This window comes from Paenibacillus sp. YN15 (assembly GCF_003285005.1).
Taxonomy (GTDB): domain Bacteria; phylum Bacillota; class Bacilli; order Paenibacillales; family NBRC-103111; genus Paenibacillus_AR.
On record NZ_QMFA01000021.1, the window covers coordinates 1 to 17,021 of the forward strand.

12 protein-coding genes, 4 tRNA genes and 2 pseudogenes are annotated in these 17,021 nt (G+C 51.4%); all 18 read left to right on the forward strand.

Annotation, left to right across the window (positions count from 1 at the left end; translation table 11 throughout):
* The 18 genes and pseudogenes from DQG13_RS17015 to DQG13_RS17100 all read left to right on the forward strand — a co-directional run bounded on the left by DQG13_RS17015 (window position 1) and on the right by DQG13_RS17100 (window position 16,912).
* Window positions 1–62 (forward strand) — tRNA-Thr (locus tag DQG13_RS17015).
* Between the two features lie 11 nt (window positions 63–73).
* Window positions 74–145: transfer RNA gene (locus DQG13_RS17020), tRNA-Glu, on the forward strand.
* A gap of 10 nt (window positions 146–155) precedes the next feature.
* A tRNA-Val gene (locus DQG13_RS17025) sits at window positions 156–231 on the forward strand.
* A 7-nt stretch (window positions 232–238) separates the two neighbouring features.
* Window positions 239–323, forward strand: a tRNA-Leu gene (locus DQG13_RS17030).
* Window positions 324–691: 368 nt separating this feature from the next.
* On the forward strand, window positions 692–970 hold the full coding sequence (locus DQG13_RS17035; protein ID WP_113020988.1) for a hypothetical protein: 279 nt from the start codon (window positions 692–694) through the stop codon (window positions 968–970).
* A 217-nt stretch (window positions 971–1,187) separates the two neighbouring features.
* A pseudogene (locus DQG13_RS17040) lies at window positions 1,188–1,658 on the forward strand (DUF6431 domain-containing protein); the annotation flags it as partial.
* A 32-nt stretch (window positions 1,659–1,690) separates the two neighbouring features.
* The gene (locus DQG13_RS17045) at window positions 1,691–3,043 is read left to right on the forward strand and encodes a DDE-type integrase/transposase/recombinase (RefSeq protein WP_113020989.1); all 1,353 of its coding nucleotides are present in this window, start codon (window positions 1,691–1,693) and stop codon (window positions 3,041–3,043) included.
* A complete protein-coding gene (locus tag DQG13_RS17050) occupies window positions 3,036–3,836 on the forward strand; it encodes an ExeA family protein (protein ID WP_113020990.1) in 801 nt (266 codons plus the stop codon). Before DQG13_RS17045 ends, DQG13_RS17050 begins: the two co-directional genes overlap by 8 nt.
* Window positions 3,833–4,063 (forward strand): DUF5348 domain-containing protein, encoded by a 231-nt coding sequence (locus DQG13_RS17055; protein ID WP_113020991.1) that lies wholly within the window; start codon window positions 3,833–3,835, stop codon window positions 4,061–4,063. The genes DQG13_RS17050 and DQG13_RS17055 overlap by 4 nt, the downstream gene beginning before the upstream one ends.
* 136 nt (window positions 4,064–4,199) lie before the next feature.
* Window positions 4,200–5,501 (forward strand): annotated as a pseudogene (locus tag DQG13_RS17060) (extracellular solute-binding protein); the annotation flags it as partial.
* Between the two features lie 73 nt (window positions 5,502–5,574).
* Complete coding sequence (locus tag DQG13_RS17065) at window positions 5,575–7,848, forward strand: helix-turn-helix domain-containing protein (RefSeq protein WP_113020993.1); 2,274 nt, start codon at window positions 5,575–5,577, stop codon at window positions 7,846–7,848.
* Window positions 7,849–8,034: 186 nt separating this feature from the next.
* The gene (locus tag DQG13_RS17070; protein ID WP_258525713.1) at window positions 8,035–8,958 is read left to right on the forward strand and encodes an ABC transporter permease; all 924 of its coding nucleotides are present in this window, start codon (window positions 8,035–8,037) and stop codon (window positions 8,956–8,958) included.
* An 11-nt stretch (window positions 8,959–8,969) separates the two neighbouring features.
* Window positions 8,970–9,848: a carbohydrate ABC transporter permease gene (locus tag DQG13_RS17075; RefSeq protein ID WP_113020995.1), complete on the forward strand. Its 879-nt coding sequence runs from the start codon at window positions 8,970–8,972 to the stop codon at window positions 9,846–9,848.
* A 14-nt stretch (window positions 9,849–9,862) separates the two neighbouring features.
* A complete protein-coding gene (locus DQG13_RS17080; protein WP_113020996.1) occupies window positions 9,863–11,221 on the forward strand; it encodes a glycoside hydrolase family 28 protein in 1,359 nt (452 codons plus the stop codon).
* Complete coding sequence (locus DQG13_RS17085) at window positions 11,202–12,503, forward strand: nucleoside hydrolase-like domain-containing protein (protein WP_113020997.1); 1,302 nt, start codon at window positions 11,202–11,204, stop codon at window positions 12,501–12,503. Before DQG13_RS17080 ends, DQG13_RS17085 begins: the two co-directional genes overlap by 20 nt.
* Window positions 12,504–12,531: 28 nt before the next feature.
* On the forward strand, window positions 12,532–13,185 hold the full coding sequence (locus DQG13_RS17090) for a histidine phosphatase family protein (protein WP_113020998.1): 654 nt from the start codon (window positions 12,532–12,534) through the stop codon (window positions 13,183–13,185).
* Between the two features lie 284 nt (window positions 13,186–13,469).
* Entirely contained in the window at window positions 13,470–15,848 is a 2,379-nt protein-coding gene (locus DQG13_RS17095; RefSeq protein ID WP_113020999.1) for a LamG-like jellyroll fold domain-containing protein, read from the forward strand.
* A 92-nt stretch (window positions 15,849–15,940) separates the two neighbouring features.
* Window positions 15,941–16,912 (forward strand): acetylxylan esterase, encoded by a 972-nt coding sequence (locus DQG13_RS17100; protein ID WP_113021000.1) that lies wholly within the window; start codon window positions 15,941–15,943, stop codon window positions 16,910–16,912.
* The last annotated feature ends 109 nt before the right edge of the window (window positions 16,913–17,021 follow it).

Here is a 17,021-nt window from a genome sequence, read left to right on the forward strand (position 1 = left end):
AGCTCAGTAGGTAGAGTGCATCCATGGTAAGGATGAGGTCACCGGTTCGATTCCGGTTGGAAGCTTTCCGATTGGCCCGTTGGTCAAGAGGTTAAGACACCTCCCTCTCACGGAGGAAACAGGGGTTCGATTCCCCTACGGGTCATACATATCCCGGGCGCTTAGCTCAGCCGGGAGAGCATCTGCCTTACAAGCAGAGGGTCGGGGGTTCGATCCCCTCAGCGCCCACCATACATTTGCGGTCGTGGCGGAATTGGCAGACGCGCTGGATTCAGGTTCCAGTGGACTAATACTCCGTGGAGGTTCGAGTCCTCTCGACCGCACTACAAGCAGCAAGGGCTTCAGCGGTTTTCGCTGAAGCCCTTTTGCTATTTCTAGATTGTTTTTCTAACATCGGTTTTATTACTATATGCTCTGCAGTTTATTGCCTTGTTTGGGTTTGCAGCATGGAAGGAGTCTCGATCACTTACGCCGAATTTTGTTGTTGGGGTTTACTGTTCAGGAAATCGATAAAGGGTAATGCACAATGAAATTTCAAATGATTATGAAATGATTAGTCTAAGTAAAATGAGGATTATATTCTGTGCATGGAGTTAACAAACTAAATTAGGATTATTTCATGTCACACGGATGTGTGGATATAATGGGGGTGCTTAAATCACAAATCACTTTTATTAGGGGAGGCTCGCACATGAAGCAGAGAAAAATTCGCAAGAGCTATCTGTTTTTTGCATTGGCAACCACAATTACGTTAGCGGCGGGGTGCAGCAGCAGTAGCGGAGAGGAGAATAAAGCTCCCAGTCCATCGGCCAAGGCGGCGGACAAGTCGCAGGAGCCACTACAGCTTAGTATAATGATGCCTTTGTATGAAACGGAACCACCGAAGGCTGACGAGCCGTTTCAAAAGCTTATTGAAGAGTATACTGTTTCTGCTAAGCGAAATTATCCGAAAGTTGACGCTTATGCCTGACCAAAGATTGACCGATATAATGTCCAGAGTGAAAATCGGGAAAGGAAAAGACGACCCTTGTCTAGGAGGGGACTGCGCCAACAGTCTTTGCCTCAGGGGTCGTCTTCCACATAAACCTAAAGTATGGTTATTGTATCAAAGTTTACGCTGGTTGAAAAGAGGGATGTGACCGGCGTTTTTTGTTCGAAGTACAGAGGAAGCCCATTGCCCCTGCTGTGAAGCCCTTTTGGAAGTGATCGGTAGTCGCCCCCGTGTCTGGTACCAAAGCTCCGGTGAGCGAGCCGTGCTCATCATCCGGCGGCTATATTGCTCGGCTTGTAAGAAAATCCACCATGAACTGCCGGACATGCTGGTGCCCTACAAGCGTTATGATGCAGCCAGCATCGAACAGACCGTCACTTCACCTCCTCCGGATGCTGTCGCAGCAGATGAATCCACGCTATCCCGTTGGAGAGCCTGGTTTGCCACATGGGCCGTGTATGCCGCTGGTTGTTTGGCCTCCCTTGCCCAGCGTTTGCACCTGCCCGTGGAGAAGACGTGTGGTCTCCCCGAATCTGTCCTTCCCCTGCTCCACCGTTACGTCGAAAGCGCTCCCGGATGGCTGAGCCGGATTGTCCGTTCCGTGGTCAACAGCAGCTTGTGGGTCACAGACCCGTTCTGCGTTCCTGTCCACTCTGCCTTGGACTAGACTGGAATCATCTAGCCAAGGGAGATGAGAACATGAAGATCAAACAACATGCCGAAGAGGTGGCGGCCCAGCGTATGCAGGTTTTGGCGCCTCTTTTAGCGGAAGGACTGGATCCGGCCAAGGCCAGTCAACTGAAAACGGCCATTGCCGAGCAAACCGGCTGGTCGGAACGCACCATCCGACGGTATCTGGCCCGGCACCGGGAGGAAGGGTTTTCCGGCCTGAAGCCTAAGACGCGAGGTCGAAAACCGGCCACGGACATCCTTGCGGAAGAAGTGCTGGAGCAAGCGATCCTGCTGCGTCGGGAGGTGCCCGGACGCAGCGTCCGGCAGATCATTCAAATTTTGGAGTGGGAAGAGAAAATTGAACCCGGGCAGGTCAAACGCAGCACCCTGCAAGAGAAACTGACGGAACGCGGCTACAGTTCTCGGCACATGCGGCTGTATGCCACAAAGGGAGTCGCCGCCCGGCGTTTCCAGAAACGGCACCGCAACCAGATCTGGCAAAGCGACATTAAATTTGGTCCCTACCTGCCCATTGGCCCCAAGGGAGAATCACGTCAGGTATATCTGGTGCTGTTCATCGATGACGCCACGCGCTTTGTGCTGCACGGGGAGTTTTACCCGACGCTGGATGCCCGCATCGTGGAGGAGGCCTTTCGGCAGGCCATCGGAGTCTATGGGATTCCAGAGGCGGTCTACTTCGACAACGGCAAGCAATACAAGAGCCACCAGATGGGACGGACCTGCTCGAAGCTGGGCATTCGGCTTCTCTTTGCCAAGCCGTACTCGCCAGAGTCCAAGGGCAAGGTAGAACGGCTGAACGGCGTGGTGCAGCACTTTCTGGATGAGGCCGCGTTGGAGAAGCCCAGGACGCTGGAGCGACTGAATACGCTCTTTCAGGCGTGGCTCAGCGAGTGCCATCAGAACAAGCCCCATGCCGCATTGGGAGAAGAAACCACTCCCCAAATGGCGTTTCGCCGGGATACGAAGGTGTTGCGGTTTGCCGATCCGGAAGGGGTGGCGGATGCCTTCTTGCACAGCGAGAAACGCAAGGTGGACAAGGCGGGCTGCATCAGCTTCATGGGAAGGAAATACGAGGCCGGGCTTTCTTTCATCGGGCGAACGGTGGAGGTGGTCTATGACCCGGCGGACATCCGAGAGATCACGTTAGAATACGAAGGGGTGCCGGCCTGGAAGGCCAAGGAACTGGAGATCGGAGAATGGGCCGGTCAGCGGCCGAAGCTGCCGGCCCATCTGCAGCCGCAACCGCCGGAGGGATCCAGGCTACTGCAGGGAGCGGCCAAGAAACAGGAGGAGCGTCAGGAGAAGCAGGCCCATGCCGTGAGCTACCGGACGGTTCGGGAGGAAGAACGCCATGTTTGAGGCTTTCTACGATCTGAGCCGGACGCCGTTCACCCGGGAGGTGCCGGTCGAGGACTTGTATGTGTCCCCTATGCTGGAAGAAACGTTGGGCAGGCTGGTCTACGCGGCGAAACGGCAGTGGTTTGCCGTGGTCACGGGAGATTGTGGCACAGGGAAAACAACCATCCTGCGGCGGCTGGCCGGGGAACTGAAGGAGTCGGAATACAAGCTACTCTATGTGGCGGATTCGAAGCTGACACCGCGCCACTTTTACAAGGGGATACTGGAGCAGTTGGGCTGTGAGGCCCGGTTCTACCGGGGAGATGCTAAGCGGCAGCTACACCGGGAGATTGAGCTGTTGCGGGGGATGCATCAGGTGCAGCCGGTGGTGGTGGTCGACGAAGCCCATCTCTTGGACCGGGAGATGCTGGAGGAAGTGCGGTTTCTGCTCAACTTCCGGATGGATGCGCAGAGCCCCATGGCGTTGGTGCTGGTGGGTCAGACGGAGCTGTGGGAACGGCTGCGGCTGCAAACCTACGCGGCGATCCGGCAGCGGATCGATCTGCAGTGCAAGTTGTCTCACTATGACCGGGCGCAGAGCGCAGAGTACCTGAAGCGGCACTTGACCTATGCGGGAGCACAGCAGGATATCTTCTCGGATGCAGCGGTAGAGGAAATGTATCGGTATTCGGGAGGAACGGCGCGGATGCTCAACCAGGTCGCGACTCACAGTCTGATGTACGGAGCGCAGAACAAGCGGCGGATCGTCGATGACCATATGGTGAAACAGGTCATTGCGGGAGAATTGTCATGAGGCGGCAGTGGCTTCCGATGACCTATGACCGGAATGGGGCTTGGTGGGTAGTGGAGATCGAGGGCCGAAAAGTGGGATTTCACTGCGGGGAATATCTGCTGATGCACATTCGGGAAGGGCTGGAGGTGGCGTGCCGGATCGAGATGGACCGGGACTGGTACGTGGTCATGAGCGAGAATGCCCAGTTTTACTTGAAGAACAAGCAAACCTACTGGGTAGAAATCTGACATAACGGGAAGCTGGCGATAAGACCGGGCTTCCCGTTTATGCGCCCTTTTCGGTCAGATATTCCATTTGAATCCGGACACCTTGCGCCGTCAATTTCTTGCCATGATAGAACGTCAGTAACAGTATACAAATACGAAGCTGACGATTAGTTACGCACCCGCGGCCAGCTATTCGGACAAACTGAATATCACTTTAGCCTCCGGAGAATTGCCGAAGGTTATGACATTACTTGGCGGCGATGTGAAAAGCGCGGCTTTCATCAATGCTATGCGGTCCGGCGCTTTCTGGGAGGTAGGCCCATATTTAAAGAATTATCCGAATTTAGCCAATATGCCGGCGATTGGTTATGAGAACACAATGTATGATGGTAAAACCTACGGTTTGTATCGTTATCGCGACGCCGCGCGCGAGGGATTGATCTTCCGCAAGGACTGGCTGGACAATCTCGGTTTAAAAACCCCAACCACAATTGATGAGCTATACACTGCCTTGAAGGCATTTGCTCATAATGATCCCGATCAGAACGGGAAACAGGATACCTATGGCTTAATCGACGCTAATAATATATTTGGCTTCAATACCATCTTTGCAATCTTCGGGTCCCCTCAAGGATATGAGGTTAAGGATGGCAAGTTCATTCCCGCTCATGAAACGGCTGAAAATTTCGAAGCCATGAAGTTCCTGAGAAAGCTATACGAGGAAAAAATTCTCGTCTCTGACTTTGCGGTAATGACCCCGGCGCAAAGGAACGAGATGATCTATACCGGTAAAGGCGGAGCGGTTTTTGCTACAGTTGACGGAGCCCAGAGATACCAACAAGAAACGGAAAAGATTAATCCGAAAGCCCGGTTTGATATTACGCAACAGATTAAGGGGCCAAAAGGAGAACGTATTCCTTCGTATCCCGGACACAATGGCATCGTGGTATTTCCTAAATCCAGCGTGAAAACGGAAGCGGAATTGAAGCAGATTCTAAGCTTTTACAACAAGCTGGGCGATGATAAAATGATAGATTTGTTCGCATGGGGAATCGAGGGGGTCTCCTATAAGGTAGAAAATAATACTTTTGTCGGAATAGACAATTTCCAAACTCCAAGCGGATGGAAAGTCTTTGAGCAACTGACTGTTTATGATACCTTAGGGTTAACAAAGCAGCAGAAAAAATTTGCCACTCCCCTGGAGGAAAAAATCAACAGGCTGATTAAGAAAGAAGGCGCTTCAATTATTACTAAAGATCCCTCTGCCCCTCTGAATTCGGAAACGAAGGGAATAAAGGGACCGGAAATTGACAAGATTATCTATGATGCCAGGGTTAAGTTCATCATGGGGATGATGGACGAGGCTGGCTATAAGCAGGAACTGGAGAAATGGCGCAAATTGGGCGGAAGCCAGATTTTGCTGGAGCTGGAGACGGAATACGCAAAAGCTACCAAATAAACGAACAGTGCCACATGGGATTGGGGATTCATCCTCATCCCATGTTGTGTTGTATCGGACGAGGGGATTCTTGATGAGGTTCTCCAAATATTTCACGCGGCTCCTGGCTGCAATGACAGCCATTAGCACAGTTCCTATTGTAGGATTGGGTTTCTTCTCCTATATTATATCTTCAGGATTAGTGGAAGAACGGGTATTGGAAGGAAACCGTCAAGTGGTCCTTCAGTCGCAGCTACGAATTGAGCAAACGTTGAAAACAACGGATCACACCCTGACCCAATTCATTAATCTGCCTTATCTGGTTGATGTTATTAGAAGAGAGGCGTATACGACAAACGAATTTGGGGATCTTCGTGATCTGCAGCAAACATTAAGCAATCTCCAGGGTTTTGAGACGGGGATAACGGAGATTATTCTGGCGAGTCTGCGGCATGAATGGCTCCTTGACAACAAGGGCTTGCAGTCCTTGGAGGAGTCGGCGCATAAGGAACGATTGCTTGACTATACTATCAAACAACGATCATCCTTTTGGTCATCCGAGGTGGATGAGAGTGGCAGTGTGCAGCTGCGTCTAATCAAAACTATTCCGAACTTCACTCGGGACCCGGAGGGCTTCATCATTGCAAATCTACCCGGCAGCTCCCTTCAACAATGGTTGACAAGCTCCAGCTTTACTGGCACGATGCTTATCATGAACGAGAATCATGAGCTGATTGCACATCAAAGCGATCAGGTTGTTATTGATGGGCTTCAGGAGTTTTTGGCCGAACATCAGACTGATCTTACAGAGGAAAGCGGACAACTGGAATTCACATCATTGAACGACGATCATACCTATGCGTTAACGTATACCCGATCTTCTTACAATCATTGGATTTATGCAACCGTTATCGATCTGGAGGAGCTTAGCCGTGAATCCCGCCCTATAGGGTATATTACCTTCTTTACATGCATAGTTACACTGGTAATCATCCTTCTCTTTTCTTTTTTTGGCTCCCGATTCGTGTATATGCCGGTACGCCGATTATATCGGCTAACCCTTGATAAGTCACGGCAGGAGGTTAGCGGGCCGTCCGAGGATGAATTGGGGCATATCGAGCGGAGCGTCCTGTCTCTCGTTCACGAGCAGGAGGAGTTGGGCTTGGCGCTTCGGGGGCAAAATAAACAATTGAAAGAATGGTTCATAACCCGGCTTTTCAGTGGTAAGATGAAGTCGGATGAAATCCGGGAGAAGCTGACGACGTTTGGCTACTCCAGCGATTATGCCCAATACGCAGTCTTGGTGCTGCAAGTGGATACACTTGAAGACACCAGGTTTGAACAGCGGGACATAGATTTGCTGTTGTTTGCAGTTAATAATATTGTAGGGGAATTGCTTAGACCCGAGGAACAACTGCTGCCTGTTGTTATCGACCAGCAGCAGGTTACTTTGCTGCGTGGCTCTTCTGACACAGATCATTTCGCCGCCTATGCATACGAACTGGCGCAGCGAATTCAGGCTACCATTAAATCAATTCTGCAACTGCAGGTGAGCATTGGCATCAGCCGCGTCTTTCACTCCTTGCAGGATAGCCATAATGCTTATGCGGAAGGATGTGAGGCGCTTAAATATCGGATAAGAATTGGGGATGAAGCGCTGCTGTCCATTAATGATGTGAAGCCTGACTACCGGACGCCATCCACTTATCCGGAGCAGGTGGAGAGGGAGCTAATCGATGCCATAAAGTTGTTGAATGAAAAAAGCGCGGAAATTATGCTTCAGAACTTTATTGATGAGGTATTCCGTATCAAACAAAGCTCGTTGGAGTATCAAATGCAGTTTGTCCCATTGCTGTTCCGGCTGGCAGCTATGCTTCCACAACAGGGCGAGAGCAGCCAAACCTCTTTGTTCGACGACTTTTTCAACTGCAGAACTGCGGATGAAATTATGAAGTGGATGCTTAAGAAGCTGATCATCCCTATCATCAACCAGCTTACTTTACAATCCGAGTCGCAATTCAAGAATATCTCGGATACGGTTAAACAAATCATTGAACGGGAGTTCGACACCCCCATCACGTTGGAATCATGCGCGGCCCGCATTAACTATTCACCCGTGTATGTAAGCCGCATTTTCCGCAAGCAAGCAGGGATTACGTTCATTGAATATCTCATCCAGGTCCGAATAGGAGCTGCTAAACAATGGCTGATCAGTTCGGATATGAAAATTGGAGAAATGGCGGAAAGGCTGCAATATAATAACGCTCAAAACTTTATCCGTTCTTTCCGCAAAATGGAGGGAATGACCCCCCGTCAATACCGGGAGCTTCATCGGGACAGCGGGGGGGCCGCGGATTCCGATTCTTGAGCACCAATGACCAAGGACCTTGTGCAAGGTCCTTTTTTTATGGGCTAAAAAATGATTATCCGAGAGAAATAATGATTACTCCGTTATCGGAATGCATCGGGTTAACTACGGATTATTTACGGTTATGGCGGCGACCGGTACGATAGGACTAAGCTTGCAACTATAAAAAGGATGTGACTCGATCTCATGAATTATTCTCCGTTACTGAGACGGTGGAGCAAAATGATGGTGAGGGATCGGTGGCTGTATTTCATGCTGCTGCCGGGCCTATTGTATTTTCTTATCTTTAAGTATGTTCCCATGTGGGGGGTGTTGATCGCCTTTCAAAATTATCAGCCGTTTCTTGGAATTAGCGGAAGTGAATGGGTTGGGTTTGACCATTTTATACGCTTTTTCTCCGAACCGACTTTTATGATGCTGATGAAAAACACATTGATTTTAGCTCTTTGGAACATCGTTCTGTTCTTCCCGGTGCCGATTATTGTGGCGTTATTGCTGAATGAACTGCGGCTGCAGTCAGCAAAGCGGCTGATCCAAACGTTAATTTATATTCCGCACTTTATGTCTTGGGTAATTGTGGTAGGAATCATCTATATTTTCTTTAATACGGAAAGTGGAATTGTCAATGTACTCTTGCAGGATGCAGGCATCGGAAAAATCAATTTTTTGGCCAGTGAGAAATGGTTTCGGCCCATGGTATTGGGTGAGGTAATGTGGAAGGAAACAGGCTGGAGCACAATTATATATTTAGCCGCACTTGCCGGTGTGGACGTACAGCTTTATGAAGCGGCGAAGATCGATGGGGCGAATCGCTGGCAGCAATTATGGCATGTTACAATACCGGCGATCTTAAACACAGTTGTCATATTGTTGATTCTGAGGCTTGGAAATTTTCTTGATACGGGCTTTGAGCAAATCTTTCTGATGCTGAATGCGTTAAACCGCGGCGTAGCCGAGGTCATTGATACTTATGTCTATACAGCGGGAATCACACAAGGCCAGTTCAGCTACAGCACAGCCGTCGGATTGTTTAAATCCGTCATTGGGTTGATGTTGATTGTCGGGGCCAACCGCCTCGCAAAGAAATTTAATCATGAAGGTATATATTGAGGGGGATATCAATGCACAGAATGTCCATAGGAAGCCGATTATTTGACGCAGTCAATTTGATATTTTTGACTTGCTTCGCGCTTATAACGGTATTGCCTTTTGTGTATGTCATTGCCGGTTCATTCACGACCACAACAGAGCTTCTGAAGAAAGGATTCGTTCTGATTCCAACGGTATATTCGTTAGAGGCTTACCATTATATTTTTTCGACCCCTATCATCATACGAAGTTTATTAAACACGATTTATATTACCTTGTTGGGCACGTTCCTCAATCTCGTATTTACATCATTAATGGCGTACCCGTTGGCGCGTAAAGCATTGTTCATGCGCAGAGGAATCATGCTGATGGTTATATTCTCCATGCTCTTCAGCGGGGGGATGATCCCCAGCTTTCTGGTCGTGAAGGAGCTTCATCTTATTAACACCTATTGGGCGCTCATGATTCCCGGGCTGATAAGTGCTTTTAATCTCATTATATTGAAGAATTTCTTTCAAGAGCTTCCGGACGGAATAGAGGAATCAGCAAAAATTGATGGCTGCAATGACCTGGGGATTTTATTGCGTATTGTGTTGCCTCTGTCTATGCCCGTGATAGCCACGTTAACGCTTTTTTATGCAGTAGGTCACTGGAATTCATTTTTCAGCGCGATTATTTATTTGAATCAATCGGATAAATGGCCCATTCAGGTCATCCTGCGGCAGATTGTCATTATGTCTGAAGGGGGATTGTTCGATTCCTCGGGCTTTGGGCCGGAATATGTAACACCACCTTCCCAATCCATAAAGATGGCCGTTATTGTCGTAGCAACGGCGCCCATCCTTGTGGTATATCCATTCCTGCAAAAGCACTTTGCAAAGGGAGTTCTATTAGGATCTGTAAAAGGATAAAAGGAGAGAGGGAAATGCAGAGCATAAAGGAGTATGGGGCGGTTGGAGACGGTGTTACCCTTGATCAGGCAGCCATTCAACAAGCGATTGACGCTTGCCATAAAGGCGGGGGAGGAACTTTATATTTTCCGGCTGGAGAGTATCTGACGGGAACGATCAGGCTGAAAAGCCATGTGATTCTCCATCTTGGCAACGGAGCGGTGCTGAAGGCCAGTAAGCAGCAGCAGCACTATCATTACGAGGATCATAACGGCAGAGAGATCGGTTTTCTTATTATGGCGATGGAAGCCAGCCATATTGGCATCGTCGGCGAGGGGACCATTCATGGTCAAGGAGTGGAGGAAATCACCATTGCGCAAAATATTTTACCGGAGTATAAGTTCAGGCGCTGCACACTTATGATCACGGGCTGCCAGCACGTCCAGCTTCGCGGTATTTCCATTCTGTACAGCGATTACTGGACGGTTCACTTCAAGCAGTGTCAAGAAGTGGTGGTTGATGGTGTAACCATCCGCAACAATATGAATCGAATTAATTCCGACGGAATCAATCCGGATTCCTGCAGGAATGTGCTTATTGCCAATTGCAGCATTACAACAGGAGATGATTGTATCGCATTTAAGACTACAGAGCCGGTTTCTTGCGAGAATATTATCGTTCACTCCTGTTTCATGAATACGCTCACATACAGAGGGATCAAGTTCGGAACCGAAACCTTCGGGGATTTCCGAAATATCCTTATATCCTCCTGCATCATCCATTCCAAGGGTGAAGCAATCGGCTTTTTTATCAAGGACGGGGCGAATGCAGACCAAATACAGTTTGCCAATATAATTATAAATCAGGAGGAGTCTCAAAGTAATCCGATTCTGATGGATGTAGAAAGAAGGTATGAGGACTCCGCCATGGGCAGCATCCGAGAAGTGTTGCTGCGGGATGTGCAGATCAATGCAACGGCGCCTGTCCTGCTCCAGGGATGTCCGGATGCAGGTATTGAGAATATAACCTTCCTCAATGTCAGCCAACGAATGCTTGCCCATACAAAGCAGCAGGGGCGCTCAAAGCCTACGGGGACTAGATTCCGTACTATACGGGAGAGTGACACCCAATTCGCATCGGTTGAAGCTTATATAACCGCCGCGTACGTGAACGGCTTAGAGGTGTCGGGCTATCGAGTGGTGCTGGATTGCGGATCTGTCCAGGCAGCGCCTTGGAAGCTAATCAGCGGTCATCACCTGCGTCATGTAAGGTTGACAAACATGCGATTGGCACCACTTCAGCCCGTCAACGAGGAAGAATTGTGCGAGTGGATCGAGTGTGAGCAAGTAACAATCGAGAGAGGTGAAATTAAAAATGACGAATGCTCAAATTAGGTTGATTGTCTTAACGGACATTAGCAGCTTGCAAACGGGTTTCAAGGAACCGGACGATACACAATCCCTCGTTCGTTTGCTGTTGTACGCCAATGAATTTGAAATCGAGAGTCTTATTGCCACATGTACGAATCATTGGAGCGGCGAGGTAAAGCCTGATTATATCAGGGCTATTGTGAAGGAATACGGCAAGGTGTGCACGCAGCTCCAAGCCCATGATCCGCGTTACCCCAGCGAAGAGTATTTATTGAGTGTTATCAAGTCGGGCAATTCAGATGACGGACCGGAGTTTATAGGCGACGGTCATGATACGGAGGGCTCGGAGTGGATTCTGCAAGCCATGGAGAACGAAGATGAGCGGCCATTGTGGGTGATCATCTGGGGTGGGACGATGGAGCTGGCGCAAGCATTGTGGAAAGCAGAGCATACCCGCAGCCGACAGGAATTTCTGCGGTTGATTGCCCGCCTGCGCATATTTTCCATTGTTGACCAGAACCGGTTGGGCTCCTGGGTTCGGGATCATTATCCCGAATTGTTCTACATCCGCAGCTTCAGTACTACCCGCGGCATATACAAAGGCGGAGACACATCGCTGGTAACGGATGAATGGCTTCTGCAGCATGTGACTGAGGGGCATGGCCCGCTTGGAGCAGCCTATCCGAAATATGATGGCGGCGATATTTTCGGCAAAGGGGTAAAAGGCATAAAGGAAGGCGACACTCCATCCTTCCTCTACTTAATCCCCAACGGGTTAAGCAATCCGGAACGGCCGGATTGGGGGGGGTGGGGCGGAAGATATGAGCTTGGAAAAGGAGCTTTGCGGCATTATTTCGACTCTAAGGAATTTCAGGGCACAGGCGAGCATGAGGACTCCATATATTGGTCATCTGTTTATCGCTGGCGGGACGCGTTTCAACGCTCGTTCCAGGCGCGTATGGACTGGTGCGTCCTGCCGCCGGATCAGGCAAACCATGAACCCGTAGTTGTCATTCAAGGCGACCGGGAGCTTGAGGCGATCTCGGGAAATACGATTTTGCTGGATGCTTCTTCCTCCTATGATCCGGACGGAGATGATTTGACATATGAATGGTTTATTTATCGTGAGGCGGGGAGCTTCAAGGGGGATATAGCGTTTCAAGGTGAGAAAACATCGAAATTTACTTTCGTTGCGCCCAAAGTCGAAGCGCCTGAAACGATCCATATTGTTTTGGCAGCTACCGATACGGGCAACCCGCCGCTCACCAGCTACGGCCGGGTGATCGTTACTATACATCCCCAATAAAAGGTTATCGGGATGAGGAGGTGTCTGTATGCTGCTATATATCATCCGTCATGGAGAATCATTGGGGAATATACGGCAATCGCTTACGCCCAATTGTGGACTGTCTCAGCTGGGGGAGGCACATGCGTCGCGCATCCGTGATTATTTGGAACACCGTCCGCTTACGACCATTTTCAGCAGTCCGCTGCGCCGGGTTATACAAACTGCGCTTCCACTGGCAGCCGTGAAAGGAGTCCCCGTTCAGTTGGCGCCCGAGATGTGCGAATATTTCAAAAAAGACTGGCCAGCATACGGAACTTTTGAATGGGAAACGATTCAACAAGTAATTCGTGAGTTCCCGCTATGCACTTTTCCCGAAAGGGAGAATAGCCATTCACAGTGGTGGCCGACTTGGCCGGAAACCTTGGAGCAGCTGAAGGATCGGATTCACCTGTTTTACAAAAAGCAGTTGTCGCCGCTGCTATCGACGGATGCTGCCGTTGCTGTATTCGGTCATGGCGCCAGCACGGTAAGCTTGAGCCGGATCATTTGCCCGAAGGCTGTTTATCCTCCCATTAATGGGAATACGAATGGCGTGATCTATGAGTATCTGCTGGATGACAGAGGTATTTGTCTTCGCAATCGTATGATAACGGAGCATATAGAAGATTGTCTCAGTCATCCACATAATAGCGCGACATAAAAATTGGGCGTAGAGCAGTGAGCGATGTTGTCGATGCGGCCAGCTGTGGGTTGCGGATATATGCCGCACTCCGCGCCTTACCAAGGTCATGTTCCAGTATCACACCTTAGTATGGCCGATTATCGGGGGCGTTGGGAAGCGACTCCCTATTGCGGCACATTAGGTGAAATCGTGAGGCTTCTGACCGAGCAATTCGGGTTCGCTCTGGCTCCCTGGTCTTTATAAAAGAAGGAAAGGACTTTTGAAACGATGTACTAGAACTTAAACTCGCATGAGGAGGATGCATGATGAAAAGGATTCGCAAATGGTCGATTGGTTCGCTGGCAGTGGTACTCTTGTTGTCGTTTGCCCTATCGGCTTCGGCCTATTCCCATCCGGGAGGGCTGGTGATGTCCGGCGAGCTCGCAATCGCGAAGTCGAAGGTCGACGCGAACGTCACGCCGTGGAAGGAAGCGTACGATAAGCTGATGACGGACGCCAATGCAGCGTTGTCGGAGAGCAGCCACGCGATCGCTGTTCTTAACATCCCCGGCTACTATGCCGATCCGACTACCCACAATGCAAACAAGCTTCGTCTTGAGATTGACGCTCAATCGGCCTATGCGGCTGCGGTCGCATACCGATTCACAGGCAATACGGTTTATGCCGACAAGGCGAAGGAGCTGCTGAACGGCTGGGCATATACGAATACCGGCGTCAGCGGCACGGATGGACGGCTCGTCTCGGCCTATCTCGGGGTGGGCCTTATTAATGCGGCAGATATGCTCAAGGATTATCCAGGCTGGAGCGCGGCGGACAAGACGCAATTCGGCAATTGGCTGACGAACGTGATGATTCCGGTCTGGGATACGATCACCTTCACGAGCAACTGGCGGAACTGGAGTCTGTACGCACAGATTGCTTCTTATCAATACTTGGACGATGCCGCCGGGATGGCCGGCGAAGTGGCTCAGCTCAAGACGCAGATCGACGTGTCGATCGCATCGGATGGCTTCCTCCCAGATGAGACGACCCGCGGTACCAATTCGCTATGGTATCACTACTTTGCGCTTGGGCCGATGACGTCGGCGGCAGAGATCGTGAAAAACGCCACCGGCGAGGATCTGTTCCACTGGGTATCGCCAAGCGGCAAGACGATCAAACTGGCGCTCGACAAAATGTTCTACTACGTCAATGGTCATGTGTCGGAGTGGCCGACCGCCTACGGCGGTCCGAACCAGACGTTCTCCAACGCCAGAAACCTTTATGAGGCGATGGCGGACGTTTATCAAGATATTAATTACGAGAACTATGTCAAGGGCGCCCGCCCGCTTTCAGGCAGAATCAATTACGATAGCGGCTATTATCACAATCATGCCTGGGTATACCCGACGCTGTTCAGGACCTCGTTCCTGGCGCTTGCCGTGCCCGGCCTGGCCGGCTCCTGGAGCTTCGACGAGACGTCGGGCACGACGGCTGCCGATGCTTCGGGCAACGTGCCTGTCGGCACGTTGATCGGCGGACCGGTCTGGACGACAGGTCATACGAACGGCGCGCTCAGCTTCGACGGCGCCGACGACTATGTCAACCTGGGCAATCCGTCTGCCTTGCAGATGACCGGCGCGATGACGCTGTCCGCGTGGGTGTATGTCGATACGTTCACGCATGCGGGCCGGATCATTGCAAAGCAAGGGGCATCCGGTCACAGAGGCTGGAGCCTGAACGTAGAGTCTGACGGCAAAGCATCGTTCCAGATCGCGACCAACAGTACCACGGTACAACTCGTGAACAGCGCCGCAGCCATTCCTTCAGGGCAATGGGTGCATCTGGCCGGCGTCTATGAGCCGGGAACCGCGCTCAAGATCTATGTCAACGGAAGGCTCAGCAACTCCAATACGACGTCGATTGCCGCTTCGCAATACAACAACTCGCTGAACGTTAACATCGGCCGAAGGCCAAGCGGCGATCTGTACTTTGACGGTAAGCTTGACGAGGTGAAGGCGTATAACAAGTCGCTCTCCGCGAGCGAAGTCGCGAATCTGGCCTCGACGTCGACGACGGTTCCTGATCTCATCGCCCACTGGAGCTTGAACGAGACGTCGGGGACGACGGCCGCCGACAACTCTGGCAACGACATTGACGGTACCCTGACGAACGGCCCGGTATGGACGGCGGGCCACACGAACGGCGCGCTAAGCTTTGACGGCACTGACGACTATATCAACCTGGGCAATCCGGCCGCCCTGCGGCTGACCGGCGCGATGACGCTGTCCGCGTGGGTGTATGTCGATACGTTCACGCATGCGGGCCGGATCATCGCCAAGCAAGGAGCGGCGAGCAACAGAGGATGGACATTGAACGTGGAATCGGACGGCAAGGCATCGTTTCAGATCGCCACGAACAGCACAACCGTACAGCTCGTGAACAGCGCTTCGGCCATTCCGACGGGACAGTGGGTTCATTTGGCGGGTGTCTACGAGCCGGGAACGGCGCTTCGGATTTACGTGAACGGGACGCTCAGCAACTCCAATACGACGTCTATCGCAGCGTCGCAATACAACAACACGCTGAACGTCAACATCGGCCGCCGTCCGAGCGGCGACCTGTACTTTGACGGCAAGATCGACGAAGTTCGCGTGTATGGCAGGGCGCTATCCGCTGCCGAGATCTCAGCTATCATATAATCTGCAACGGTTCATGCAAGGACGGGAAGGGCTCGCTTAGCGGCGGACTCTTCCCGTGCATGGATTCGTATCACACAGAGGAGGAATTTGCGTTGGGTTATTTACAGCAAACGACGCAGGAGCTGTACCGCTACTTGCCCCCGCTTACAAGGAAGGACGACTTCGACGACTTCTGGCGTGAGACAATCGAAGGGGCGAAAAAGGCGCCGTTGGCAGCCAAGCGTTTGCGCGTGGACTATCCGATTCGGCAAGCTGTCGTTTATGAAATTCAATACAACGGCATGGACGGCACGCCGATCCACGGCTGGATGATCGTCCCCAAATTTGGGGGCGATGGTCTGCTGCCCTGTCTAATCCGCTATCACGGGCTTAACGGCAGCCGCAGCGAGCCTTCGTCCTTTATGCATTGGGTGCTGATGGGCTTCGTCGTCATTGCCGTCGATTGCCGCGATCAGGGAGGGCGTACGGGCAACCGCGCTTCATATTCGAGCGGATTCTCGATGAACGTCGCCAGCAAGGGCGTGCACAACCGGTACGAATATTATTATCGCCACGTGTATGTCGATTGCCTGAAGTCGATCGACTTTGCCTGCGAACAGCCGGAGGTCGACTGCTCGCGGATCGTCGTCGAGGGTGGCAGCCAGGGGGGAGGACTGACAATGGCAGTTGCAGCGCTGGACGACAGACCGGTGCTGGCGCTGGCCGATGTGCCGAGCAACAGCAATCTGACGCAACGGGTCGAGGGCCAACATGGGGCGTTCGCGAGCGTGGCCGAATACATCAAGAAGCATCCGGACGAGCTGGATTTGGTCCTCGATAATCTAAGCTACTTCGATACGATGAACATGGCGGATCGTATTACTTGCAGGGTGTTCGCCTCCGTCGCGCTGAAGGACGATACATGTCCGCCACAGATGTATTTCGCTACATACAATCGGATTGCCGGAGAGAAGGATATCGCCATCTATCCGTTCAACGGCCATGAGGGAGGCGGCGCGGGACATACGGAGCGGAAAATCGCGTACGTGCACCGATGGTTCGGAAGCTGGTTCGCAAGGATGTGAAAAATACCGGGATCACCGGCACAGATGGCCGGCTCGTGTCAGCTTATATTGGCGTTGACCTGAAGACCCCAATCGACGTTTCCATCGCTTCTGAAATGAAGGAGGTGTA

Excerpts from the sequence above, each read along its gene's own strand:
- DQG13_RS17035 (WP_113020988.1), top strand. The coding sequence starts at position 692 with ATGAAGCAGAGAAAAATTCGCAAGAGCTATCTGTTTTTTGCATTGGCA.
- DQG13_RS17045 (WP_113020989.1), top strand. The coding sequence starts at position 1,691 with ATGAAGATCAAACAACATGCCGAAGAGGTGGCGGCCCAGCGTATGCAG.
- DQG13_RS17050 (WP_113020990.1), top strand. The coding sequence starts at position 3,036 with ATGTTTGAGGCTTTCTACGATCTGAGCCGGACGCCGTTCACCCGGGAG.
- DQG13_RS17055 (WP_113020991.1), top strand. The coding sequence starts at position 3,833 with ATGAGGCGGCAGTGGCTTCCGATGACCTATGACCGGAATGGGGCTTGG.
- DQG13_RS17065 (WP_113020993.1), top strand. The coding sequence starts at position 5,575 with ATGAGGTTCTCCAAATATTTCACGCGGCTCCTGGCTGCAATGACAGCC.
- DQG13_RS17070 (WP_258525713.1), top strand. The coding sequence starts at position 8,035 with ATGAATTATTCTCCGTTACTGAGACGGTGGAGCAAAATGATGGTGAGG.
- DQG13_RS17075 (WP_113020995.1), top strand. The coding sequence starts at position 8,970 with ATGCACAGAATGTCCATAGGAAGCCGATTATTTGACGCAGTCAATTTG.
- DQG13_RS17080 (WP_113020996.1), top strand. The coding sequence starts at position 9,863 with ATGCAGAGCATAAAGGAGTATGGGGCGGTTGGAGACGGTGTTACCCTT.
- DQG13_RS17085 (WP_113020997.1), top strand. The coding sequence starts at position 11,202 with ATGACGAATGCTCAAATTAGGTTGATTGTCTTAACGGACATTAGCAGC.
- DQG13_RS17090 (WP_113020998.1), top strand. The coding sequence starts at position 12,532 with ATGCTGCTATATATCATCCGTCATGGAGAATCATTGGGGAATATACGG.
- DQG13_RS17095 (WP_113020999.1), top strand. The coding sequence starts at position 13,470 with ATGATGAAAAGGATTCGCAAATGGTCGATTGGTTCGCTGGCAGTGGTA.